At 63.5% G+C, this 22,966-nt stretch carries 21 protein-coding genes; 11 read left to right on the top strand and 10 right to left on the bottom strand.

What is annotated here, in order from left to right; all coding sequences use genetic code 11:
• Positions 1-87 precede the first annotated feature (87 nt).
• From AXZ77_RS07630 to AXZ77_RS07595, 8 genes are all read right to left on the bottom strand, one after another.
• Positions 88-738 carry a cytochrome b/b6 domain-containing protein gene (locus AXZ77_RS07630; protein WP_098410679.1) on the bottom strand — a complete coding sequence of 217 codons (651 nt, stop codon included), beginning with the start codon at positions 736-738 and terminating at the stop codon, positions 88-90.
• Positions 731-2,452 carry a tetrathionate reductase family octaheme c-type cytochrome gene (locus tag AXZ77_RS07625; RefSeq protein ID WP_218000476.1) on the bottom strand — a complete coding sequence of 574 codons (1,722 nt, stop codon included), beginning with the start codon at positions 2,450-2,452 and terminating at the stop codon, positions 731-733. Before AXZ77_RS07625 ends, AXZ77_RS07630 begins: the two co-directional genes overlap by 8 nt.
• A gap of 320 nt (positions 2,453-2,772) precedes the next feature.
• Complete coding sequence (locus tag AXZ77_RS07620) at positions 2,773-3,126, bottom strand: cytochrome o ubiquinol/quinol oxidase subunit IV (RefSeq protein ID WP_078539402.1); 354 nt, start codon at positions 3,124-3,126, stop codon at positions 2,773-2,775.
• On the bottom strand, positions 3,126-3,740 hold the full coding sequence (locus AXZ77_RS07615; protein WP_218000475.1) for a cytochrome c oxidase subunit 3: 615 nt from the start codon (positions 3,738-3,740) through the stop codon (positions 3,126-3,128). The genes AXZ77_RS07620 and AXZ77_RS07615 overlap by 1 nt, the downstream gene beginning before the upstream one ends.
• An 8-nt stretch (positions 3,741-3,748) precedes the next feature.
• Positions 3,749-5,812 (bottom strand): cbb3-type cytochrome c oxidase subunit I, encoded by a 2,064-nt coding sequence (locus tag AXZ77_RS07610; RefSeq protein ID WP_078519284.1) that lies wholly within the window; start codon positions 5,810-5,812, stop codon positions 3,749-3,751.
• Positions 5,809-6,666 carry a cytochrome c oxidase subunit II gene (locus tag AXZ77_RS07605; protein ID WP_078519285.1) on the bottom strand — a complete coding sequence of 286 codons (858 nt, stop codon included), beginning with the start codon at positions 6,664-6,666 and terminating at the stop codon, positions 5,809-5,811. Before AXZ77_RS07605 ends, AXZ77_RS07610 begins: the two co-directional genes overlap by 4 nt.
• A 601-nt stretch (positions 6,667-7,267) precedes the next feature.
• Positions 7,268-7,915 (bottom strand): Crp/Fnr family transcriptional regulator, encoded by a 648-nt coding sequence (locus tag AXZ77_RS07600; RefSeq protein WP_176535985.1) that lies wholly within the window; start codon positions 7,913-7,915, stop codon positions 7,268-7,270.
• Positions 7,916-8,128: 213 nt separating this feature from the next.
• Entirely contained in the window at positions 8,129-8,809 is a 681-nt protein-coding gene (locus tag AXZ77_RS07595) for a Crp/Fnr family transcriptional regulator (protein WP_176535984.1), read from the bottom strand.
• 468 nt (positions 8,810-9,277) lie between these two features.
• Here AXZ77_RS07595 and AXZ77_RS07590 point away from each other — a divergent pair, with 468 nt between their 5' ends.
• A complete protein-coding gene (locus AXZ77_RS07590) occupies positions 9,278-9,664 on the top strand; it encodes a response regulator (protein WP_083075284.1) in 387 nt (128 codons plus the stop codon).
• Positions 9,665-9,869: 205 nt separating this feature from the next.
• Entirely contained in the window at positions 9,870-11,387 is a 1,518-nt protein-coding gene (locus tag AXZ77_RS07585; protein WP_098410675.1) for an acetyl-CoA hydrolase/transferase family protein, read from the top strand.
• Between the two features lie 521 nt (positions 11,388-11,908).
• Here AXZ77_RS07585 and AXZ77_RS07580 read toward each other — a convergent pair.
• The gene (locus tag AXZ77_RS07580; protein ID WP_098410674.1) at positions 11,909-12,829 is read right to left on the bottom strand and encodes a manganese-dependent inorganic pyrophosphatase; all 921 of its coding nucleotides are present in this window, start codon (positions 12,827-12,829) and stop codon (positions 11,909-11,911) included.
• 141 nt (positions 12,830-12,970) lie between these two features.
• Positions 12,971-13,972, bottom strand: a complete 1,002-nt coding sequence (locus AXZ77_RS07575) for a TraB/GumN family protein (protein WP_098410673.1) — start codon at positions 13,970-13,972, stop codon at positions 12,971-12,973.
• A gap of 198 nt (positions 13,973-14,170) precedes the next feature.
• On the opposite strand from AXZ77_RS07575, the gene groES reads away from it, so the two are divergent.
• The 9 genes from groES (at position 14,171) to AXZ77_RS07525 (ending at position 22,920) form a co-directional block, all read left to right on the top strand.
• The gene (gene groES, locus AXZ77_RS07570) at positions 14,171-14,458 is read left to right on the top strand and encodes a co-chaperone GroES (protein ID WP_075774612.1); all 288 of its coding nucleotides are present in this window, start codon (positions 14,171-14,173) and stop codon (positions 14,456-14,458) included.
• A 65-nt stretch (positions 14,459-14,523) separates the two neighbouring features.
• Entirely contained in the window at positions 14,524-16,170 is a 1,647-nt protein-coding gene (gene groL, locus AXZ77_RS07565) for a chaperonin GroEL (RefSeq protein ID WP_098410672.1), read from the top strand.
• 178 nt (positions 16,171-16,348) lie between these two features.
• Positions 16,349-17,488, top strand: a complete 1,140-nt coding sequence (locus tag AXZ77_RS07560) for a hypothetical protein (protein WP_098410671.1) — start codon at positions 16,349-16,351, stop codon at positions 17,486-17,488.
• Positions 17,489-17,559: 71 nt separating this feature from the next.
• Positions 17,560-18,228, top strand: a complete 669-nt coding sequence (locus AXZ77_RS07555) for an HAD family hydrolase (RefSeq protein ID WP_098410670.1) — start codon at positions 17,560-17,562, stop codon at positions 18,226-18,228.
• A 5-nt stretch (positions 18,229-18,233) separates the two neighbouring features.
• Positions 18,234-19,181 (top strand): sugar-binding transcriptional regulator, encoded by a 948-nt coding sequence (locus tag AXZ77_RS07550; RefSeq protein WP_098410669.1) that lies wholly within the window; start codon positions 18,234-18,236, stop codon positions 19,179-19,181.
• A 382-nt stretch (positions 19,182-19,563) separates the two neighbouring features.
• Positions 19,564-20,709, top strand: coding sequence for an acyl-CoA dehydrogenase family protein (locus tag AXZ77_RS07540; protein ID WP_078539418.1), 1,146 nt, complete (start codon positions 19,564-19,566; stop codon positions 20,707-20,709).
• Positions 20,706-21,752, top strand: a complete 1,047-nt coding sequence (locus AXZ77_RS07535) for an enoyl-CoA hydratase/isomerase family protein (protein WP_098410667.1) — start codon at positions 20,706-20,708, stop codon at positions 21,750-21,752. Before AXZ77_RS07540 ends, AXZ77_RS07535 begins: the two co-directional genes overlap by 4 nt.
• Complete coding sequence (gene mmsB / locus AXZ77_RS07530) at positions 21,749-22,621, top strand: 3-hydroxyisobutyrate dehydrogenase (RefSeq protein WP_098410666.1); 873 nt, start codon at positions 21,749-21,751, stop codon at positions 22,619-22,621. Before AXZ77_RS07535 ends, mmsB begins: the two co-directional genes overlap by 4 nt.
• A gap of 101 nt (positions 22,622-22,722) precedes the next feature.
• Positions 22,723-22,920, top strand: coding sequence for a DUF2892 domain-containing protein (locus AXZ77_RS07525; RefSeq protein ID WP_078519305.1), 198 nt, complete (start codon positions 22,723-22,725; stop codon positions 22,918-22,920).
• The last annotated feature ends 46 nt before the right edge of the window (positions 22,921-22,966 follow it).

Genomic DNA, 22,966 nt, shown 5'->3' with positions numbered 1-22,966 from the left:
TGTCGGCCCTGCCGGGGGCTACCCCGAACCGCAGACAGCAAAAGGCCCCCGCGTGGGGGGCCTTGATGTAGCTTTGAGAGGCGATGCTCAGTCGAGCACCCTTCCCTGCTGGCGGAAATAGGCCTCTGCCTCCGGGGTCAGATCGACCTTCTCATAGCCAGAGACCATGGGCCGAACATGCTGGCGGAAGCCGTGGCCGATGGTGAGCAGGTAGACATGGACCACCACGAAGCTCGCGATGGCGAAGGCCGCGAGGACGTGGAAATTCGCGATGATCTCGAGCCAGAACGAGCCGCCGTCGAGGTGATCCCAGAACCCGTAGCTGAGATAGGCCAGCCCCGAGATCCAGATCGCCGGGAAGAGCATCATCTTGAGCGCGAAATAGGCCGCCGCCTGCAGCGGGTTGTGCCGCCGCTCGTAGCTCTTCACATAAGGATGCTCCTCGCCCTTGAAGACGCCATAAGCGTAGAAGCGGCTGACCTCCCACATGCCCTGCATGCGCGGGATGAACTGCTTGTAGCCGCCTGTGGTGAACAGCCAGAAGGTCGCGAAGGCCCAGAGCAGGAGCAGCGCCAGCGCGACGACCGTGTGGATCAGCACCGCCGCCCCGAAGGGCAGGATCGGATGCAGCCCCAGAAGCCGAGCGCCGGTGAAGAACAGCAGCATGATCGAGGCGACCTGGCTCCAGTGCCAGAGCCGGTTGAAGCGCGAATAGACCTTTACGCAATGCTCAGCCATGGTGGCCTCCCTCCTTCTTGCCGCGGTTGATCAGGCGCAGCGCGCCGTGGCCCAAGGCCCCCAGAAGCGCCATCAGGAACATCGCGAGCCCCAGCTTGCCGCCGAGATTGATTTCCGAGCCGGGAACGTAGATTCCCGCCAGATCGGCCATCCGACCGCCCTGCGTGTGGCAGCTTTCGCATTGCAGCGCATCGTCGGCGGGCGCGACCATATGGGTGATCGGCCAGTACATGTAGGTATGGACGAAATCGAACTCGCCCGAATACTCCACACCGGCGTAATCCATGCCCGCCTTGAGCGATTTCTCCCAGTCGTAATAGGACCAGAGCGCGGTGCCGTTGCCGGGGCCATAGACGTTGTTATAGGCCAGCACATTGCGCTGTACGTCATAGGCCTGCGTGCCGACCATCCGCTTGAAGGGGAAGATGCGGCTGTCGGGCTGACCGGGATTGCCGCCGATCTTGTTGATCTCGACCACCTGCGTCGGGTCGATCTCTTCCTCCGGCAGGGTGAAGGTCATCTCGCCGTTGGACCATGCGTAATAGGGCGTGACGTTCTCGCGCCATTCGAAATTGCCCTTCTTGGACATGTAGGTGTGCAGGTGCTTGCCGTCGGATTGGGTGAAGCCCTCTTCGGTGATCGGCTTGCCGTTCTCGTCGAGCTTGCCCGCCGTGGACCAGTCCCAGACGGTTTTCGTCGCCACCCCGCCGCGCGCGAAGCTGGGGATGTGGCAGGTCTGGCAGGCCACCGTGTCGGTATGATCGTTGAGCTTCGCCGCGATCAGCGGGTTCGGCCCTTCATGCGGGCTGTCCGTGTGGCAGGACTGGCAGGCGGCCGCGTCATGCGCGGTGCCCGCCATGCGATCGGGATGCGGGTCGATCACGTCGGTCTCGTAGCGCGAGCCCTCGAAGACGTGCTTGTCCGAGACGTGGCAGGTCTCGCAGGTGAAGTTCTGACCGTCGGGCGACATATGGACATCGACGTCGCGCGGCGGGTTGAACAGCGCCGAGCTGAGATCGCCATGCTTCACGTTATCGCCGCCGCCGCCGTAGAAGTGGCAGTTGCCGCAATTGTCGCGACCGGGCGGTGCGCCCACCGATCGCGCGGCCTCGGCCAGATCGACGGGCCAGGCGGCCGCGCCGGTGATCGTCTTCGCGCCCGCGGCCACCGGTTCCAGCGACGGCTCGCCCGCGAGGTTGTCCTGCTTGGCGTATTGGCCGGATTTGTCGTGACAGACGAGGCAGTCGACCTTGGTCGGATCGTCGGGCATCGGCTCACGCACGTCCGTCCAGCCATAGCCCGTGTGGCACGAGGTACAGCGCACCTCGTTCGAGGCGACATTGCCGCAAAACGCGTTCATCTCATGCGCTTTGCCGAGCGTCTGGCCCGTGGCCTCGTTCTGGTATTCCCAGGTCCAGTGGACCGAATGCATCACCTGATTGGAGGCCTCGGTGTGGCACGACAGACAGGCTTCCGTCACCTCGGAACCCGACGCGAACGGCCCCTTGAGCTGGTCGAATTTCGAGTGGTCGGCGGTGAGCTCTTTCACCGGATCGCTCATATGGGCGGCCTTCGACGCCCCTTGCGCGACAGGCGTCGATTGCGCGCCGATTGCGGGCGTCTCCTCCGGGGTCGCGTCCTGCGCGTAGGCGGGAAGCTGGCCCAAAATCACGGCTGAGACGAATGCCGTGATCCGCAATGCACTCTGTGTCATCGATGCTCCGACTGGCTCACTACTGGTTACTCACATTGCTTAGCGCGATCGCGTCGATCACGGGGATGCGACATTTCGTGAGTTTTGCGTGACTTACTGTCGCATCGGATTTTGGCGCGTGGGGGGGCTGCGCACTTTACGTTTGCGGACAGGCGCCGTCGGCTCTGGCCGCCGTACCGGTGCTGGAAAGCCAGGGCTATCAGCTCCTCCCGATGTAAGCGCCCCTCTCAGGCGGACATGAAAAAACGCGGGCAGTTTGCGCTGCCCGCGTTTCTTATTTTCTTGGCGGAGCGAGGCCCGAAGGCCCCTGCCCCTTCGGCTTACATGCTGCCGGCGCCCATACCCATGCGGCTTGCCAGATCGGCCAGCACCCAGACGGTGCCCGCAGCCATCAGGATGATGAGCAGGAAGGTGAACAGCACCAGATACAGGTCCGGACGCGCCTCTTTCGAGAAGTCGAGGTGCATGAAGGCCCAGAACTGGATCACCAGCTGCGCGATGCCGAGGATGCCCACGATGGACCATGCGAGGCCCGTCGAGAACACGCCACCCGCGACGATCACGACGCCTGCGAGCGTCAGGACCACCGAGAGCGCGAAGCCCCAGACATAGCGCGCCATGTCGTGCTTGTACTCAGCCGAGTCCATGCCGACGTCGGAGTTGATATAGTCCATCACAGCACCCCCATCAGGTAGACTTTCGTGAAGAGCGCGATCCAGACGATGTCCAGCATGTGCCAGAACAGGCCCAGACGCACGAGACGCGACTTGATCAGGTCGTTCATCCCGAAGGTCTTCATCTGAACCATCAGCAGGATGCCCCAGATGATACCCGAGGTGACGTGCAGACCGTGCAGCCCCACCAGCGAGTAATAGGCGGTCAGGAAGCCCGACACTTGCGGCGTGTTGCCCTCGGTCCAGAACTCGTGGAATTCGTAGAGTTCGATCCCGAGGAAGATCGCGCCAAGCGCCAGCGTCAGGATGAGCCAGCCCACCGTGCGCTTCATCGACGCGCCGTATTTCATCCCCAGCGTACAGATGCCGAAGGTGAAGGTGGAGATCAGCAGCGCCATCGTCTCGATGGTCGGCAGGCCGAGGCTGAACAGCTCATGCGGGCTCGGCCCGTTCGCGATGCCGTGCCATTCGGCATCGGCGTAGTTGGCGATCATCAGCGAGAAGGCGATGAGGTCCGACATCAGGAAGATCCAGAAGCCGAAGATCACCGTGCCCGTCTTGTCGTGATGGCCGTGATCGTGGGAGGCAGCGTGCGCTGCCCCCGTGTTGCTCATAGTTGCACTCATACCTGCGTCTCCATGATCAGGCCGCGGTTCTTGGTGGTGAACTCATCGTCGAGCCGGATTTGCGGCGTGGATTCGACGACGCGCTTGTGGGCTTCATAGCCCTCACGCAGTTCTTCCGCGGTGACGGTTTCTTCCCAGTCGGTGTCGTAGGAGCGGATCAGCACCAGCACCCACATGGCCACGAAGCCCACCGCAGCGATCAGCCACATCTGGAAGATCATGGCGAAAGCGAAGAGGGTCGCGACGAGGCCCACCAGGAACGGCATGCCGGTCGGTTTCGGCAGGTGGATGTCGACGAACTCGGTCGGATCCATGACCCGCTTGCCCGCTTCCTTCGCATCGACCCACGGCTCACGCGAGGTCATCGCCGGGATCGTGGAGAAGTCGTATTCCGGCACCGGGCAGCCCAGCGACCATTCGATACCACGACCGTCCCAGGGATCGCCCGCCGGCACCATCAGGCTCTCACGGTTCTTGACCGAGACCCAGACCTGAATGATCTGCGCGGTCAGACCCGCCAGCACGCACAGCGCGCCGAGCATCGCGATCACCAGCCACGGGAAGTAGGCCGGCTCGGTGAAGAAGGCCATGCGGCGCGGTGCGCCCATCAGACCGATCGCATAGAGCGGCATGAAGGCCCCGTAGAAGCCGATCATCCACAGCCAGAAGCTGCGGCGGCCCCATTTCTCGTCCAGGCGGAAGCCGAAGCAGAGCGGGAACCAGTAGTTCACGGCCGCGAACATACCGAACAGCAGGCCCGGGATGAGCATGTTGTGGAAGTGCGCCACCAGGAACAGCGAGTTGTGGGTCGCGAAGTCGATCGTCGGGTTGGCGAGCATGACGCCCGTGATGCCGCCGATCACGAAGGTGAAGATGAAGCCGGTGGAGAACAGCATCGCGGTCGAGAACCGCAGCTTGCCGCGCCACATGGTCAGCATCCAGTTGAAGACCTTCACACCGGTCGGCACACCGATCGTCATCGTCGCGATGCCGAAGATGGCGTTGAGGTGGGCGGTCTGACCCATGGTGAAGAAGTGGTGCACCCAGACGGTGAAGGACAGCACTGCGATGGCAATGGTGGCCCAGACGAGCGAGGTGTAGCCGTAGATCTTCTTGCCCGAGAAGGTCGGGATGACTTCCGAGAACACGCCGAAGGCCGGCAGGATCAGGATGTAGACTTCCGGGTGGCCGAACAGCCAGAACATGTTGGCGAAGTTCATCATGTTCCCGCCTTGGGTGGCGGTGAAGAAGTGGAAGCCCGCCTGACGGTCAAGCGCCAGCATCAGCGAGGCCACGGTCAGCGGCATCATCGCGAAGATCATCAGGATCGCGGTGCAGAGCGTCGCCCAGGCGAAGATCGACATGTCGAACAGCTTCATGCCGGGGGCACGCTGCTTGTAGATCGTCACGAGGAAGTTGATGCCCGAAAGCGTCGAGCCAACCGAGGTCAGGCCCAGCGACCAGATCCAGTAATCCACGCCCTCGTTCGGCGACAGCTTGATGCCCGTATAGGGCGGGTAAGCGGTCCAACCGCCGGTCTCGAAGTGACCGACGACGAGCGAGGCCATCACGAGTGCCGCGCCGCCGATCGACAGCCAGAGCGAGACCGCGTTCATGAAGGGGAACTCCATGTCGCGCGCACCGATCTGGAGCGGCATGACGACGTTGATGACGCCGGTCAGGAAGGGCATCGCCACGAAGAAGATCATGATCGTGCCGTGGGTCGAGAACAGCTCGGCGTGGTGTTCGACCGACAGGAAGCCCGGTGCGGGCGAGACCTGCTGGGCGCGCATCACGACCGCCTCGAGGACGCCGCGGATCAGCATGATCAGCGCCAGAACGATGTAGATGACACCGATCTTCTTGTGATCGAGCGTGGTGATCCAGTTCGACCAGAGCGGTTTCCACCAACCTTTGACGGTCAGCAGAACCATGACCGCGAGCGCGCCGAGGACGACGATGCCGCCCGCGCCCGCTGCGATCCCGGTGGACAGAGACGGATCCGTGAAGAAGGGAACGATGAAGATATCGTTCCAATCGAGACTACCAAGAATACTCATTGAGCGTCCCCTTGATGTTGGTTTTGCGAGACATGCAGTTCTTCGCGGATCGCGTCATCGATCTTCTTCTGCTCGGGCGCGTGGTCGGGCAGGATCGCTGCGCCGCCATCGGACAGCATGTCAGGGTTCATCATTACTTTGCCCCAGTAGCCTTTCTCCGGCGGCTCGAAGAGCTCAGGCCCCGACCAGGTCGCGGTCTTCTTGAAAGCTTTTTCGAGCTGGGCGAAGGGGTGCTTGGGTTCTTGCAGGAACGCGTCGAACTGCTCCTGGCTCACCACGTCGACCTCAAACTTGTTGAGCGGGAAAGCCGCGCCGTTGAACTGGCTGTTGAAGCCATAGGTCTGCGACGGATCTTCCGAGGTGGTCAGGTTCATCTTCGTGCCCATGCCGGGCATTGCGTAGATCTGGCCAGCAAGGCGCGGGATCCAGAAGCTCTGCATCGCGCCGGTGGCGGTGATGTCGAACTCGACGGGGGTGTTCTCGGGCAGGACCAACCGGTTCACGGCGGCGACCTTGCCGGGATAGATGAACATCCATTTCCATTCGGACCCGATGACCTTCACATGCATCGGTTCTTTGCCCGTTGCCTTGTAGGGGTCTTCGCCCATCACGTGGCCCCAGGTGAGCCAGCCGACGATAAGGAAGGTGAGCGTGGCACCGCCCCAGATCACGACTTCGGCGGCAACCGAGTGCGACCAGGTCGGATCATATTTGCCTTTCCCACCCTGACGGCGATAGCGCATCGCGATCCACGGCGTGCCGATCAGGATCGGCAGAGAAATGGGCAGCATCCAAAGGAAGAAGCTGATCAGGTGAGCGCGTTCCCCGGCCGCCACCGGGCCGAGCGGGGTCATGACCCCGTTCTCCGCGCAACCTGACAGCCATGCAGCCGCAACGGTCAACAGGACCGGGGCAGCGAGGCGGCTGGGCCGCTTGTAGATTTTTTCAAACAACACGGAAATACCTTTCCTATTCCCTCTTCTTGGCGCGGGGGCATAGGGGTCTCTCGGGGGAGGCCGCGAGGGCTCCCGTCCCGCGCGATGCCTCCCACTCTAGGGCAGCGCCCGCGAGGTCAATCGGTGTTGACAAATTGTCGCAGGAGCAGGCGTAACCGCCTGAAAATTATGCACAAATATCATCACACACCTGCGACGCACGAAAAAATAACCAATAAATAAAGGGGGTTGGTCTTGAACGGAGGCGCCCGAATACAGGGGTAAACGGGCCCATCTCTCGTGCTTGTGATAGAGTGGTGAGCGATCCGTGAGCAAAATGAGCAACTTAGCCGATCACGGACGCTTGAGGTCACGGGGGCTGTGAGGGGTGTTATCCGCTCAGGCTCACGCCGCGACCCGTCTTGGCGGGAACGGGCAGCGCCCTCCCCCGCCGGATGACAAACCAACGCCGCGGAAACCCCGCGGCGCGCTGTCAGAGAGGGTTACCGGAAAGGAGCGGTCAGAGCGCCGCGGCCCGCCGCAGCGCCGGGAGCGACGAGATCCGCACACGCCCGCCGGCAATCCGGAACAGGCCCTGATCGCGCAGGCGGCGGATCGTCTTGTTCGTATGCACCAGCGACAGCCCGAGCGAATCCGCCACGACCTGCTGGGCGAAGGGAAACGGCGCGCTGTCCTTCTCGATCAGCCCGACCGCCTCGGCGCGCTCCCATGCGTGCATCACGAACCACGCGATCCCCTCATTGGCATTGCGCTGCCCGACCGAGGCCAGCCAGCCCGACAGCCGCGTCAGTTCGCGCGTCATCAGCCAAACGAGCGTCGTGGTGCGGTCGGGACCATCTGGCAGAGGCTTATGCAGATCGGCCGGATCGAAGCTCGACAGCATCATCGGCGTGAGCGCCTCGTAATAGCTCGCCCCCGGACCGTAGAGCACGCTCGTCAGCCCGCACAGATCGCCCGGATAGACCAGCGCTTCGACCTGCCTGCGCCCGTCTTCGAGAAGCGTATAGCGCATGGCGATCCCGCGTTCGATCCGCACGATCAACGGCGTGGACTCGGGCAAAAGCGCCGCCCCCACGGGAATGGCGCGTTGCGATTGAGACAGTGCCGCCAGATAGGCGAGGTCAGGTTTTCGAGACAGGTTTTCCAAGCTTGCTCGGTTCCGTTTTGTTAATTTCTGCGAAGAAACCAGCATCTGCCGCGAAAGCGCTAAGCGCGCTACGTCATAGGACAATGATGCAGGTCTTTTCCGATATTCCTCGGCGTCACCCGGCGGAAAAACGCTTTTCGCCTATGTGAAAAGCTTTAAGAATCGGTGTGCTACTGCGGCGTTACTGAGGAATTCCGCCACTCAACCGCGACACTATAAATAGTAGCGCGGTGGCCCGGCCCCGAGCTCGACGACTCCTATATCGGCGAGCTTTTCGAGATCGGGCAGTTCGAGAATCCCCTGCGTCCATCTGACGAGCCCCTCGGACCTCAGACGGGCAAGCGTCTTGTTAGTGTGAACGAGCGATAGCCCGAGCGCATCCGCAAGATCCTGCTGCCGGACCGGGAACGGCATCTTGCCGTCACGCACCAGCCCGGTCTGCGATCCGCGCTCAAAGAGAGTGACGAAGGCCCACGCAAGCGACTCACGCGCCGAGCGCTGCCCGACCGTCACCAGCGCGTCGCTCAGGAAATGCTCCTCGCGCGCGACCTGCCAAGTCAGCATCATCGCGCGCTGCGGCATTTTCGCGAACAGGTCCCACACATGTTTACGGTCGAAAACACTGAGCTTTAACGGGGTCAGCGCCTCGGTCGTATGCGAGGCCATGCCCATCATGATGGCGTCGAGGCCGATCAGATCGCCGGGAAAGAGGAAATTGAGTACTTGGCGCCGGCCGTCCTCCAGCATGCGGTAGCGCATGGCCTGGCCCTCGAGCAGGGTGAAGAAGCGTTGCGGCTCGTTGCCTTCCATCACGACGGTCTGCCCTGCGGGCATCCGCAGCTCGCCCGCGCGGGCGGCTTCGGCGATTGCTTCCTCGTGCGCATCGGGCGCCATGAAGGCGGGATTATCGACGAAGGGACAATTTCTAAAGTTGCGTGTCATGCCTTAGCTCACTTTTACGTCATAAGGCAACGCGGAGGGCCGTGGCAGGTTCCTTTCAAATTTCGTGAGGGATTCCGTATTTCCCCTTATTTCCCTCACTATCTACGCCCCACATGTTCACGATCGCTTGTGTAACAGTCAGCCCTGTGGGATTCATGTCAGCTAGACGCTTTGCAACAGTATGTCATAGTTAAATGACCCCGGAGATTACGAGGTGCAGGAAGGCTGAAGAGGCCTCTCAGTGCACCGACAATCGGGCTGAAGCCTAAATCGTTATACTCGACGCTGGATCGTCCACGATCCCTCTCACCCTCCAAATGCAGTAATCTGCAAGGACAGGAAGCTGATGCCCCGGATTTTCCAACACGAACGAAGCGAGAGCCGCGTAAGCGGTGCCCGCCTCGCGGCTAGGCGGTCCTCGTGACACTTTGTTCCCCCCCTCGGATCGACGGCACCGCGCTGGTGCTCGAAGACGCGATGATCGTGGCCTATGATGCGGCCGCGATGCTGAGCGAATTCGGCGCGCGCGATGTGGTCATCTTCGGCACTGTCGAAGAAGCATTGCTCCATATCGCTGGCGGCAATGACATCTCGATGGCGTTGCTCGACATCAATCTTGGCGACGAAACCTCGCTGGAAGCCGCCAAGGCGCTGCGCGAACGTGCGGTGCCGATCCTCTACTCGACCGGATATGATGAACAATCCGTGATGATGGACGGGTTTCCCGAAGGCAAAATGCTGATCAAGCCCTTCACCAATGACGATTTCGCCAATGCCCTGATTTCGATGGGTTTTGCCGAAGCCTGATTTCTGCGCCGCTGGCGCTGAGATCGACATGCCATGCGCCGGGCGACATCACCCATGCATCCGGCGCATACCTGCCAAACATGGACATCCCGCGCAACCTCGCGTTCCTCGTCACCGGAACACCAGGTCGCGCGGCCATGCGGGGCAGAGAGGAGCCCCGTTCCGCGGCAGCGCGACCGAACCATCGCGAAGGAGGCGCTTGCTCATGAACCATACGATCCGCAAAGCCCATGCCGGGCTCGCCGCCAAGGTCATGTCGGCCGAAGAGGCCGCAGAGCTGATCGACAATGGCGCGACCATCGGCATGTCGGGATTCACCGGATCGGGCTATCCCAAGGCGGTACCGATGGCGCTGGCCGCGCGGATCGAGGCCGAGCACGCGGCGGGGCGTCCCTTCAAGGTGAAGATCTGGTCGGGCGCCTCGACCGGCCCCGAGCTGGACGGCGCCTTGGCCAAGGCCGACGGGATCGAATTCCGCCTGCCCTACAATTCCGACCCGATCGCGCGCGAGCGGATCAATGCGGGCCAGATGAAATATTTCGACATGCACCTGAGCCAGGTCGCGCCGATGGCGTGGATGGGGTTCATGGGCAAGCTCGACACGGCGGTGATCGAGATCTCGGGCATCACCGAGGATGGCAAGCTGATCCCCTCGAGCTCGGTGGGCAACAACAAGACCTGGCTCGATTGTGCCGACAAGATCATCCTCGAAGTGAACCGCTGGCAATCGCCGCTGCTGGAGGGGATGCATGACATCTATTACGGCACCGCCCTGCCCCCGAACCGCGTGCCGATCCCGCTGGTGAAGCCCGACGACCGGATTGGGCAGACCTATTTCGAGGTGGACCCTGCGAAAGTCGTGGCCGTGGTCGAGACCGACGCGCCCGACCGCAATGCGCCCTTCAGCCCGCCCGATGCGGTGGCCGAGGCGATTGCGGGCCATATCCTCGACTTTCTCGGCAACGAGGTGAAACAGGGCCGCCTGCCGCGCGGGCTGCTGCCGCTGCAATCGGGCGTGGGCAATGTGCCGAACGCGGTGATGGCCGGGCTGATCGAGGCGCCCTTCGACCAGATGACCGCCTTCACCGAGGTCATTCAGGACGGGATGCTCGACATGATCGAGGCGGGCAAGCTGCGCATGGCCAGCGCCACGGCGTTTTCGCTCTCGCCCGAGAAAGCGCAGTATTTCAACGACAACGCCGCCTATTTCCGCGACAAGCTGATCCTGCGCCCGCAGGAGATCTCGAACCATCCCGAGCTGGTGCGCCGTCTGGGCTGTATCGCGATGAACGGGCTGATCGAGGCGGATATCTATGGCAACGTGAACTCGACCCATGTGATGGGCTCGAAGATCCAGAACGGCATCGGCGGCTCGGGCGATTTCGCGCGCAACGGCTATGTCTCGATCTTCATGACGCCTTCGGTCGCGAAGGGCGGCAAGATTTCCGCGATCGTGCCGATGGCCGCCCATGTCGATCACATCGCGCAGGATGTGCAGGTGATCGTGACCGAGCAGGGTCTGGCCGATCTGCGGGGGCTATCTCCGAAGCAGCGCGCCGAGACGATCATCGAGACCTGCGCCCACCCCGCCTATCGCCCGATGCTGCGGGATTATTTCGAGCGCGCCAAGAAAGGCAGCTTCGCCAATCACGCCCCGAACCTACTGGGCGAGGCGCTGAGCTGGCACCAGCGCTTCGTGGAAACGGGGACGATGGAAGAGTGAGGCCCTGAGGTTCGGGCGCGGCCCGGGGTGAGCCGCGTCTTGGAAGGCTTCAGCGGCGAACGCGCCGCGCGTCGCGGCGCAGGGGACGTCTGTGTTTCGCGGAAAGGGCAGCGCCCGAGCCTTGGGTGGGCGCTTCGATCGGTGGGTGGCTTGGCGGTTTATCTCGCAAGCCCGAAGGTCGGTCGTGCCCGCGCTGACATCGCCAATGCGCCCTCCCGGGGGGAGGCTCGGGCGCGGCCCGGGGCTGGTCGCCCCGCGCCAGAGCCAAATGCTCCCGCTTCGCGATTGCGCCCGGAACGCGCCGCAGGCGCAGGGCGCGCGCCGGTCCGTCCCGGCGGGCTGGCGCGTTGCCACCCGCGCGCAACGCTCACGCTTTGGAGGAGCTTGGCAGGCATAAAACGCCTTCGTTCAAAACTCAGGCCACGCCATCCCACGGACCGGCGCGCACCCTGCTCCGCAACCAATAAGAAAAAGGGGCGCCCGACCGGACGCCCCTTCCCCAATTCCAATCCCCGAAAAGCTCAGACCTTGAGCGACGGGATGATCTGTTTCTTGCGGCTCATCACGCCGGGCAGGACGACCGTGTCACCCTCGACCGTGGCATCGAAGCTCTTCTCGGCCACGCTCTTCACCAGATCGTTCGGCACCAGCAGCGTCGCCTCTTCCTTCAGGATGTCGATCACGAAGAGCAGCACCTGATCGACACCGTCTTCCTTCGCGACCTCTTCCATCGAAGCCATCAGCGAGGCTTTGCGGTCCAGCACCATTTTCGGCGCGGTGGTCTCCAGCACGGAGACGCGGAAACTCGTGCCGTCGACCGGGTATTCTTTGGAATCCATGCGCAGCAGTTCTGCGTCGGTGAAGGCGGAGACGTCCGATTTCGCTTCGAACATCTTCTCGGCCAGCTCGTGCATGTCGATGCCCAGATCGCTCGCCAGCGCGTCGCAGACGGCGCGGTCGTGATCGGTCGTGGTGGGCGAGCGGAATTCCAGCGTGTCGGACAGGATGCAGCTGAGCATCGCGCCCTTGATGCCGCGCGGGGCCTTGGCCACGTCGTCGCCCATCAGATCGTAGAGGATGGTCGCGGTGCAGGCGAGCGGGCGCATCGTGATGTCGATCGGACCCTTGGTCTCGATCCCGCCGGTCAGCTTGTGGTGGTCGATGATCTGGATGACGTTGGCCGCGTTGATGCCGCTCGGCAGCTCGGCGGGATTGTTGGTGTCGACGACGACCACGTCCTCGCCTTCTTCCACGTCAGAGATGATCTCGGGCTTGTCGAGACCCCAATGCTCGATGACGAAAGCGGCCTCGGTATTGGGCTCGCCCAGCAGGCAGGGCTTGGCCGGAGTGCCTTTGACATCATTGAGATACCACGCCCAGGCGATGGGCGAGCCGGTGGAGTCGGTGTCGGGAGCCTTATGGCCGAAAACCTTGATCGTCATGGGGAGATCCTCTCGGATAATCATCTGTCGGCGCAGGTTATAGGCGCTGTGTCTGGGCTTGTCACCTAGGGGTCTGGCGATGCGGAAAGGGGCGCGCCCGAACCTTGGGCGGGCGCCCTAGAAAGGCTGTGTTTCAGTTGATCAGCTATCGAGCCGCTTGATCGTCCAGCCGTCCTTTTCGAGCAGCCGCAACAGCCCCTCTTCGCCGGACAGATGCAGCGCCCCCACCGCCACGACGACCGGGCCATCCTCTGCCGCCGCCTCGATCTCGGGCAGCCAGTTTTGGTTGCGCGCGACCATCAGAAGATCCTCGGAAAGCTTCATCTGGCGCTCGACCTCGTCGGCATCCATGCCCGCCGCGACCGCCTGATAGCGCGCCAGTTCCCAGATCAGGCGCGGCTCGCCCCGGAAATAGAGATCGCCCATCGTCACGCCCATATCGTCGGCCAGGGGCGCGCCGATCACCGCCGCGCGCAGCATCTCCAGCGCTTCGGTCTCGGTGATCCCGTTGAAGAGCTTGAAGACAGTATCCCACGGCTCGAGCGCCTCGACCGGCACGCCATCGGCCTCGGCCGCGGTCATCACCTGCAGGTCCAGCCCTCCCTGCCCCTTCGCAAGCTCGGCCGTCGCACAAGGCGGCAGCGAGAGCGTCATCGCGACGAAAGCGGGCCGCATCTTGGCCGCGAGGAAGGCGGGCATCCCGTGGGCCGCCAGCGCCGCCTTGGTCATGTTCCAGTCCTGCTCCGACATCATCTGCGGCAGCGTCTTGCCGGTCGAGAACATCAGCGTCGGGTCGGTCTTGATCGCATGTTCCAGCTTCCCCTGCTCGTCCGGACCGGCCTCCACCAGAAGCCGCGACGCATCGGCGAGCGCCTTCGAGAGCGCGCCCACGAGCGTGTCATGGCGCGGATCGGGAAGGTGGTAAGTGCCCGCCAGCGTGATCTTTTCCTCGCCTTTGGTTGCAGAGAACAGCAATCCGCGAGAGAAGGGCGCGGAATCGGCCTTGGCGGTCAGCGCCGCCTGCTCGGCTGCGGGCAGCGCGTCGAAAATATTCTTGCCCCGGCACTCGGCCCATGCGGGCAGTGCGAGGCAGAGCGAAAGCGCGGGGGCCAGCAGCGGCCGAAGGAGCTTGGCGAGTTTCATGACGGCGAGAGTGCCACGCGATAGGCGTTCCGCATAGAGGCGAAAACGCCGCGCCCGGTTCGCTCGAATTGACGCAAAAAATTCGTCATCCGGTTATTGACACCCGCCCGCCCCAATGACTAACTCCGCCATCGTTAGCACTCACCAGTGACGAGTGCTAAAAGTTTTCGAACCTGGAACCTTTAGGGAGTGACCCAGATGGCATTCAAACCGCTTCATGACCGTGTGCTGGTCAAGCGCGTGGAGAGCGAAGAAAAAACCAAGGGTGGCCTGATCATCCCCGACAGCGCGAAGGAAAAGCCCGCAGAGGGTGAAGTCGTCGCAGTGGGTGACGGCGCGCGCAAGGAATCGGGCGAGCTGATCGCACCGGGCGTCAAAGCTGGCGACCGCGTTCTCTTCGGCAAGTGGTCGGGCACGGAAGTGACCCTCGACGGCGAAGAGCTGCTCATCATGAAAGAAAGCGACATCATGGGCATCATCTCGTAAGGCGCCCTGCCCTTACCGAGACCCCCTGATTTCCCAAGAACAACTCAGTCAAGGAGCCAACAAACATGGCAGCCAAGGACGTGAAATTCTCCACCGACGCCCGCGATCGCATGCTCGACGGCGTCAACATCCTCGCCGACGCGGTGAAGGTCACGCTGGGCCCGAAAGGCCGCAACGTCGTGATCGAAAAGTCGTTCGGCTCGCCGCGCATCACCAAGGACGGTGTGTCGGTCGCCAAAGAGATCGAACTTTCCGACAAGTTCGAGAACATGGGCGCGCAAATGGTGAAAGAAGTCGCCTCGCGCACCAATGACGAGGCCGGCGACGGCACCACCACCGCCACCGTGCTCGCTCAGGCGATCGTCAAGGACGGCCTGAAGTCGGTTGCCGCCGGCATGAACCCGATGGACCTCAAGCGTGGCATCGATTTCGCGACCTCGAAAGTCGTCGAAGCGATCCAGGCGGCTGCACGCCCGGTCAAGGACTCGGACGAAGTCGCTCAGGTCGGCACCATTTCGGCCAACGGCGAAGCTGCGATCGGCAAGATGATCGCGGACGCGATGCAGAAAGTCGGCAATGACGGCGTCATCACCGTGGAAGAAGCCCGCGGCATGGAGACCGAAGTCGAAGTCGTCGAAGGCATGCAGTTCGACCGCGGCTACCTGTCGCCCTACTTCGTGACCAACCCCGACAAGATGGTCGCGGAACTCGAAGACTGCCTCATCCTGCTCCACGAGAAGAAGCTCTCGTCGCTGCAGCCGATGGTCCCGCTCCTCGAGCAGGTCATCCAGTCGCAAAAGCCGCTCCTCATCATCGGTGAAGACGTCGAAGGCGAAGCGCTCGCGACCCTCGTGGTCAACAAGCTGCGCGGCGGCCTGAAGATCGCAGCCGTGAAAGCACCGGGCTTCGGCGACCGCCGCAAGGCCATGCTGCAGGACATCGCTGTTCTGACCGGCGGCCAGGTGATCTCGGAAGACCTCGGCATGAAGCTCGAGAACGTCGGCATGGACATGCTGGGCACCGCCAAGAAGGTGACCATCACCAAGGACGACACCACCATCGTCGAAGGCGCTGGTGACAAGGCCGAGATCGAAGCGCGCGTCAGCCAGATCCGCACCCAGATCGAGGAAACCACCTCGGACTACGACCGCGAGAAGCTGCAAGAGCGTGTCGCGAAACTGGCCGGTGGCGTTGCTGTCATCCGCGTCGGCGGCATGACCGAGACCGAAGTGAAAGAGCGCAAGGACCGCGTCGATGACGCGCTCAACGCGACCCGCGCGGCTGTGCAGGAAGGCATCGTCGTCGGCGGTGGCGTGGCACTCGTGCAGGGTGCGAAAGTGCTCCACGACCTGGCCGCTGCGAACTCGGATCAGGAAGCTGGCATCGCCATCGTGCGCCGCGCGCTCGAAGCTCCGCTGCGCCAGATCGCTGAAAACGCTGGCGTCGACGGCGCCGTCGTGGCCGGCAAGGTCCGCGAGTCGGATGACCTGAACTTCGGCTTCAACGCGCAGACCGAAGAATATGGCAACATGTTCGAGTTCGGCGTGATCGACCCGGCCAAAGTGACCCGCACCGCGCTCGAAGACGCGGCGTCGATCGCTGGCCTGCTGATCACCACCGAAGCGATGATCGCCGAGAAGCCGGAGCCGAAAGGCGCTGGCGGCGGTGCCCCCGACATGGGCGGCATGGGCGGCATGGGCGGCATGATGTAATCAGCCGTTCCCGCTTCAGGGATCTAATGGGAAGGGGCGCTCCGAAAGGGGCGCCCCTTTTCGCATTTGTGCGGCGCAGCTGGCAAATTTCCCCGCGCGCATTGAGCTATGTCACGTCGCCGCGAACGAATGGCGCTATGCTTCCCCCCAACGTCAATTTCGCTGGAGGGCCCCGGTCATGTTGCGCAATTTCCTCGTCAAATCCCTCGCCTGCCTTGCCGTCGCGCTGACCGCCTCGGTCGCAATGGCCGAGGAGTCTCAGGACTGGCGCTTCGGCGGCGACGCCTATCTCGCGGGTCGCACCGTGAGCGCCACAGGCGAGAACATCCACGATCTCTTCGCCGCCGGTCAGCACGTGACATTGGGCAGCCCGATCACCGGCGCGGCGCATCTGGCGGGCCAGAATATCGTGATCGGCGCGCAGGTGGGCGGTGATCTCTACGCGGCGGGACAGGATATCGACCTCGACGCCCCGGTGGCGGGCGCGGCCACGCTCGCGGGTCAGGCGCTCACCATCAAGGGCCCGATCTCGGGCAACCTGCGTGCGATGGGCCAGCAGGTCCGGCTTGAGGCCCCGGTCGCGGGCAGCGTGATCATCGGTGCCGACGACGCGCAGATCGATACCGAGATCTCGGGCGATCTGGTGCTGGGCACGAAGACCGTCACCTGGGGCGACGGCGCGACGGTCACAGGCAAGGTGCAAGTCTACACCGACACGCCCGGCGAGGTGAGCGTGCCTGCCAGCGTCGCCCCGGCCGATCGGGTCAGCATCCACGAGGCGAAGGAGTTCGAGCAGGCGAAGACGCGCGCAGCCCCGGAGCGCAATTACCTCATCGAGACCCGCGACTGGCTGGGCGGCGTGCTCGTGGTCGGGATCGTGACCACGCTTCTTGCCGTCTTCGCGCCGGGCTTCATGGACCGGATGCGCCAACGCAGCCTCGACCATCCTTTGCGCGCAGGGCTTGCGGGCTTCATCGGGCTCTCGGCGCTGGTGGGGTCGATCTTGCTGCTCGCGATGACGGTGATCGGCATCGTGCTTATTCCGTTCTCGCTGCTCGGGGTGCTGGTGCTGGGCTTTGGCGGCTACATCGTGGGCATCTGGGTCATCGGCGCCTGGGCGCATGATCTGGTCGGGCGCGGCCATCCCGTCACCAATGGAGAATGCGCACTCGCGGCCTTCGGCGGTGCGGTGATCGGTGCGCTCATCTGCATCATCCCCTGGGTCGGATGGCTCGGCATGATGGCGATCTTCCTGTTCGGCGCGGGCGCGATTGTGCTGCGCGTGACCGGGATCGGCGCACAAGGCGCCGCAGCCTGACCGTCCCTCCCCGCCTCTGGCCATCCCTGCTTTCGCGCGCTATCGCTGCGCGAAGGACAGGGGGAGGAACCATGACCGAGCTGGTGATTTTCGACTGCGACGGGGTGCTGATCGATTCCGAGATCATCTCGGCGCAGATGCTGATCGACGAGCTGGCCAAGCTGCGGGTGTCGATCGACCTCGACTATGTCGCGCGGCATTTCCTCGGACGGTCCTACCCCACCGTGATGAAGCAGATCCGGTACGAATTCGGGCTCGATCTGCCGGAGGAATTCGAAGCGCAATATCGCGCGCGGTTGCTGGACGCGTTCGAGCGCGAGTTGCAGGTGATGCCCGGCGTGGCCGATGTGATGGAGAGGCTGGAGGTGCCGTGGTGCGTGGCCACCTCGTCGAGCCAGCCGCGCGCGGAACGCTCGCTGGAAATCGCGGGGCTGCGCCAACGGGTGGGCGATCGGCTGTTCACGGCAAGCGAGGTCTCGCATGGCAAGCCCGCCCCCGATCTGTTCCTCCATGCGGCAAAGACGATGGGCGCGGCCCCTGCCCGCACGCTGGTGATCGAGGACAGTCTCAACGGCATCCGCGCCGGGCTTGCGGCGGGAATGGAAGTCTGGCGCTTCACCGGCGGCAGCCATCTGGCCGGGCGCGACCTGACCCCGCCCGAGGACGCGCAGCCGCATCGCGAATTTGCGCATTTCACCGAGTTCTTCCAGAATGAGCCGACTAGGGAGAAAGATTCGTGAACCGTATGAGTGACGCCGAAACCTCGCGCGATGACGAGGCGGCACGGGCCGGATGGCTCTATTATGTCGGCGGAATGACGCAGGACCAGATCGCCGCCGAGCTGGGCGTGTCGCGCCAGCGTGCGCAGCGGCTGGTGAGCCGCGCGGTCTCCGAAGGGCTGGTGCGGGTGCGCATCGAGCATAAGATCGGGGCCTGTCTGGAACTGGAGGCCGCGCTGATCCGGCGCTTCGGCCTGCAGACGGCGCGCGTTGCGCCCTCGCTGGGCGAACGGGGCGATCCCGCCACGGCCACGGCAGCTTTCGCAGCCACGCTTCTCGAACGCATCCTCGCCCGCTCCGAGCCGCAGGTGATCGCCTTCGGCACCGGGCGCTCGCTCTCGGCGATGGTGAACGAGGTGATGCAACGCCCCGCGACCGCGCATAAGATCGTCTCGCTGATCGGCAACATCGCCCCGGACGGCTCGGCCTCGTTCTACGACGTCATCATGCGCATGGCCGACAAGCTGCGCCTGCCGCATTACCCGATGCTGGTGCCGGTGATCTCGGAGACGGTGGAAGAGCGCGCGATGTTCGACAAGCTCAAGCCGGTGCAGGCGGTGCAGCGGCTTGCGGCGGCGGCGGATGCGACCTTCGTGGGCGTCGGCCAGTTGGGCGAGGACGCGCCGGTGCACAAGGACGGCTTCGTCACCCTTGCCGAGCTGGAGGAATTGCGCGCCGCAGGTGGCGTGGGCGAGCTCGTGGGTTCGTTCTACGATGCGCAGGGCAATTACATCGCCACCCCCACCACGGCGCGGTTCGGCTCGTTCCGGATCGAGCCCAAGCGCGAGGCGCCGGTGATCGGCATCGCAGCCGGCCCCTCGAAACTGGTCGCGATTCGTGCAGCCCTCGATGGCGGGCTTCTCAACGGGCTCGTGACCGATGAGCCGACGGCCCAGGCCCTGCTGGAAGACTGACGTCGAAACAAGGCGTTACTGTCAGCGTTAACAATTAATCAAGACATCGCAGTAATTCTGGATTGACAGTCTAGGTCGCGTTTGTGAATATTTTCTCACAGTTTGGGCATATGCTCAAAACTCAAGGGAGGAAATCTATGACTTACACGATCCGGGCGCTTCTGGGCGCCTGTGCTCTTGGCGCGCTTGCGACTGCGGCGGCTGCCGAGACCACCATCACCGTCGCTACCGTGAACAACGGCGACATGGTCCGCTGTAGCCGCCCCCTTCCTTCCCAGCTCTCCCCTTGCAAAACTCTCGCAAGGATTCGAAATTAAACGGGTGTTCAATTCATCCGGTTGAGGTCGAGCCTTTGCCGAAAGTGAGCTCGGGGAGGAGTTTCATGGATTACGCGCTCAGCGAGGAACAGCAGGCCATTTTCGATATGGCTTACGCCTTCGGGCAAGACGAGATCGCCCCCCATGCCGAGGCGTGGGAAGAGGCCGGCACGATCCCGAAAGAGCTCTGGCCGAAAGTGGCCGAGCTGGGTCTGGGCGGCATTTACGTCTCCGAAGACTATGGCGGATCGGGGCTGTCGCGCCTCGATGCCACGCTCGTCTTCGAGGCGCTGGCGATGTCCTGCCCGGCCGTGGGCTCGTTCCTGTCGATCCACAACATGTGCGGCGGCATGATTGACAAATTCGGATCGGACGAGGACAAGGCGCGCTGGCTGCCCGATCTGGTCAGCATGAAGAAGGTATTCTCCTACTGCCTGACCGAGCCGGGCTCGGGCTCGGACGCGGCGGCTCTGCGCACCAAGGCCGAGCGCTCGAACGAGGGCTGGGTGCTCAACGGCACCAAGGCGTTCATCTCGGGCGGCGGCTATTCGGATGTCTATGTGACGATGGTCCGCACCGGCGATCCGGGACCCAAGGGCATCTCCACCGTGGTGGTCGAGGACGGCGCAAAGGGGCTCAGTTTCGGCGGGTTGGAACGCAAAATGGGCTGGAAAGCCCAGCCGACCGCGCAGGTGCAATTCGACGATTGCCACATTCCGGCGGAGAATCTGCTGGGCGAAGAAGGCAAAGGTTTCAGTTATGCGATGGCAGGCCTCGATGGCGGGCGCCTCAACATCGCGGCCTCGGCCTTGGGCGGCGCGCAGGCCGCGCTGACCAAGACGCTGGCCTATATGGGCGAGCGCAAGGCCTTCGGCAAATCGCTCGACCAGTTCCAGGCGCTGCAATTCCGCCTTGCCGAGATGGAGGTGAAGCTGGAATCCGCGCGCACTTTCCTGCGTCAGGCGGCATGGAAGCTCGACAACAAGACCCACGATGCGACGAAGTTCTGCGCCATGGCTAAACTCTATGTGACGGATGCCTCATTCGATGTGGCAAACCAATGCCTGCAATTGCATGGTGGTTACGGCTATCTTGCCGATTACGGGATCGAGAAGCTCGTACGCGACCTGCGCGTGCACCAGATCCTCGAAGGCACCAATGAAATCATGCGGCTGATCGTCAGCCGCGCGATGCTGGCGGAGCGTGGATGACCGAAGAAACGATGATCGCACGAAAAGAAGGTCGCGCCGGACGGCTGACCTTCAATCGACCCAAGGCGCTCAACGCGCTCGATCACGACATGGCCATGGCGATCGAGGCAGCCCTCGATCAATGGCGCGACGACCCGGAGGTCGATCTTGTCGTGATCGACGCGGTGGGCGATCGCGCGTTCTGCTCGGGCGGCGACATTGCCGCCGTCTACCGGGCCGGGATCGCGGGGGATTACGCGCCGGGGCGCGACTTCTGGCGCGACGAATACCGGATGAACGCCAAGATCGCGGAATATCCCAAACCCATCGTCGCCTTCATGCAGGGCTTCGTGATGGGCGGCGGCGTCGGCGTCGGTGGCCATGCCAGCCACCGGATCGTGGGCGAGAGCACGCAAGTCGCGATGCCCGAAAGCGGGATCGGGCTGATCCCCGACGTGGGCGGCACGCTGTTGCTGGCGCGCGCGCCGGGCCATGTGGGCGAATATCTCGGCCTGACCGGGGCGCGGATGAACGCGACCGACGCGCTCTATGCGGGGTTTGCCGACATGTTCGTGCCCGAGGCCGATTGGGAAGAGTTGAAGACCCGGCTCATCGAGACCGGCAATATCGACACCCTGCCCCATCCGCGCACCCCGCCCGAAGCCGGCAAGCTGGAGGCCCTGCGCCCCGAGATCGACCGCATCTTCTGGGCCGAGAGCCTCAGCGCGATCGTCGCCAAGCTCGAGACCTCGGGCAGCGAGTTTGCCGAGAAGACCTACAAGACGGTGCTGCGCAACTCTGCGCTCTCGATGGAAGCGACGCTGCGCCTGATCCGCATGACCCGCGCCGAGAACACCATCCGCGCCGCCCTCACCCATGAGTTCCGCTTTACCTGGCGTGCGGCGGAGCTAGGTGATTTTCTTGAGGGCGTGCGGGCGCAGATCATCGACAAGGATCGCAATCCGCAATGGAAATACGCTCTGGATGCGCTGCCGGAAGAGGCGGTCGCGCAGATGCTGGAGCCGCTCGGCCCCGAATGGGCCATCTGGGAGGAGACACCATGAAAATCGCATTTATCGGGCTTGGAAACATGGGTGGGCCGATGGCGGCCAATCTGGTCGCCGCGGGTCACAAAGTGATCGGCTTCGACCTCACCGCCCCGCCGCCCGAGGGCGTGGGTCAGGCGACGACCGCAGCGGCGGCGGCGCAGGAGGCCGAGGTTGTCATCACCATGCTGCCCAACGGCCAGATCCTGCGCGACGTCGCCAAGGAAGTGATCCCGGCGATGCAGGAAGATGCGGTGCTGTGCGATTGCTCGACCGTCGATGTCGATAGCGCGAAAGCGGTCGCCGCGATGGCGGCGGAGCGCGGCCTCGGCGCGCTCGACGCGCCGGTCTCCGGCGGTGTGGGCGGCGCGACCAATGGCACGCTGACCTTCATGGTGGGCGGTGACGCGAAAAGCTTCGACATCGTGAAGCCCCTCTTCGACGTGATGGGCCAGAAAGCCGTGCATTGCGGTGAAGCGGGCGCAGGCCAGTCGGCCAAGATCTGCAACAACATGATCCTTGGCGTGACGATGATCGCGACCTGCGAAGCCTTCGCGCTGGCCGACAAGCTGGGCCTCGACCGCGAGAAGATGTTCGACGTGGTCTCGACCTCTTCGGGTCAGAGCTGGTCGATGAATACCTATTGCCCCGCGCCGGGCGTCGGGCCGCAATCGCCTGCCGACAACGACTACAAGCCGGGCTTCGCGGCCGAACTGATGCTCAAGGACCTGCGGCTGAGCCAGCAGGCCGCCGAGAGCGCCGATGCCGACACGCCGATGGGCAAGCTCGCCTCCGCGCTCTACGCGGCTTTCGTGGAAGCCGAAGGCGGCAAGGGGCGCGATTTCTCGGCCATGCTGCCGCGTTTCGAGAAGCGCTCGCGCAGCTGAGCGGGGGCGCGTCACCGCGCCTCCCGCAGTTAATCCTTGCCGCTTGAGCTTGCGTAACAGTATCAAGATCAAAGGAAACTGCGCCACCGAAAGGGCTTTGCATGTTCAAGAACAATGTCGGCGGCATCGACCGCACTCTGCGCATCGTGATCGGGCTGGCCCTGATCATCGGCTTCTTCGTAACCCCGCCCGGCCCCTATCACTGGCTGTACTGGATCGGGTTGATCCCGCTTGCGACCGGGTTGCTGGGCACCTGCCCGCTTTATTCGATGCTGGGCGTCAATACCTGCAAGAAGTAACCCCTACGACCTAAGCTCGCCCTCGGGCGAGCCGGACCCCGCCTAA

The organism is Thioclava sp. ES.031 (genome assembly GCF_002563775.1).
In the GTDB taxonomy this organism is placed as follows: domain Bacteria; phylum Pseudomonadota; class Alphaproteobacteria; order Rhodobacterales; family Rhodobacteraceae; genus Thioclava.
This window is presented reverse-complemented; position numbering and strand designations above follow the sequence as displayed.

Bases quoted from the DNA above. Each gene is read 5' to 3' on its own strand.
- AXZ77_RS07580 (WP_098410674.1), bottom strand. From the start codon at position 12,829: ATGACGATCAAGGTTTTCGGCCATAAGGCTCCCGACACCGACTCCACC.
- AXZ77_RS07560 (WP_098410671.1), top strand. From the start codon at position 16,349: ATGTTGCGCAATTTCCTCGTCAAATCCCTCGCCTGCCTTGCCGTCGCG.
- AXZ77_RS07540 (WP_078539418.1), top strand. From the start codon at position 19,564: ATGGATTACGCGCTCAGCGAGGAACAGCAGGCCATTTTCGATATGGCT.
- AXZ77_RS07535 (WP_098410667.1), top strand. From the start codon at position 20,706: ATGACCGAAGAAACGATGATCGCACGAAAAGAAGGTCGCGCCGGACGG.
- AXZ77_RS07555 (WP_098410670.1), top strand. From the start codon at position 17,560: ATGACCGAGCTGGTGATTTTCGACTGCGACGGGGTGCTGATCGATTCC.
- AXZ77_RS07610 (WP_078519284.1), bottom strand. From the start codon at position 5,812: ATGAGTATTCTTGGTAGTCTCGATTGGAACGATATCTTCATCGTTCCC.
- AXZ77_RS07595 (WP_176535984.1), bottom strand. From the start codon at position 8,809: ATGGCGCCCGATGCGCACGAGGAAGCAATCGCCGAAGCCGCCCGCGCG.
- AXZ77_RS07605 (WP_078519285.1), bottom strand. From the start codon at position 6,666: ATGACCCCGCTCGGCCCGGTGGCGGCCGGGGAACGCGCTCACCTGATC.
- AXZ77_RS07575 (WP_098410673.1), bottom strand. From the start codon at position 13,972: ATGAAACTCGCCAAGCTCCTTCGGCCGCTGCTGGCCCCCGCGCTTTCG.
- AXZ77_RS07620 (WP_078539402.1), bottom strand. From the start codon at position 3,126: ATGGACTATATCAACTCCGACGTCGGCATGGACTCGGCTGAGTACAAG.
- AXZ77_RS07625 (WP_218000476.1), bottom strand. From the start codon at position 2,452: ATGACACAGAGTGCATTGCGGATCACGGCATTCGTCTCAGCCGTGATT.
- AXZ77_RS07585 (WP_098410675.1), top strand. From the start codon at position 9,870: ATGAACCATACGATCCGCAAAGCCCATGCCGGGCTCGCCGCCAAGGTC.
- groL (WP_098410672.1), top strand. From the start codon at position 14,524: ATGGCAGCCAAGGACGTGAAATTCTCCACCGACGCCCGCGATCGCATG.
- AXZ77_RS07525 (WP_078519305.1), top strand. From the start codon at position 22,723: ATGTTCAAGAACAATGTCGGCGGCATCGACCGCACTCTGCGCATCGTG.
- groES (WP_075774612.1), top strand. From the start codon at position 14,171: ATGGCATTCAAACCGCTTCATGACCGTGTGCTGGTCAAGCGCGTGGAG.
- mmsB (WP_098410666.1), top strand. From the start codon at position 21,749: ATGAAAATCGCATTTATCGGGCTTGGAAACATGGGTGGGCCGATGGCG.
- AXZ77_RS07615 (WP_218000475.1), bottom strand. From the start codon at position 3,740: ATGAGCAACACGGGGGCAGCGCACGCTGCCTCCCACGATCACGGCCAT.
- AXZ77_RS07630 (WP_098410679.1), bottom strand. From the start codon at position 738: ATGGCTGAGCATTGCGTAAAGGTCTATTCGCGCTTCAACCGGCTCTGG.
- AXZ77_RS07550 (WP_098410669.1), top strand. From the start codon at position 18,234: ATGAGTGACGCCGAAACCTCGCGCGATGACGAGGCGGCACGGGCCGGA.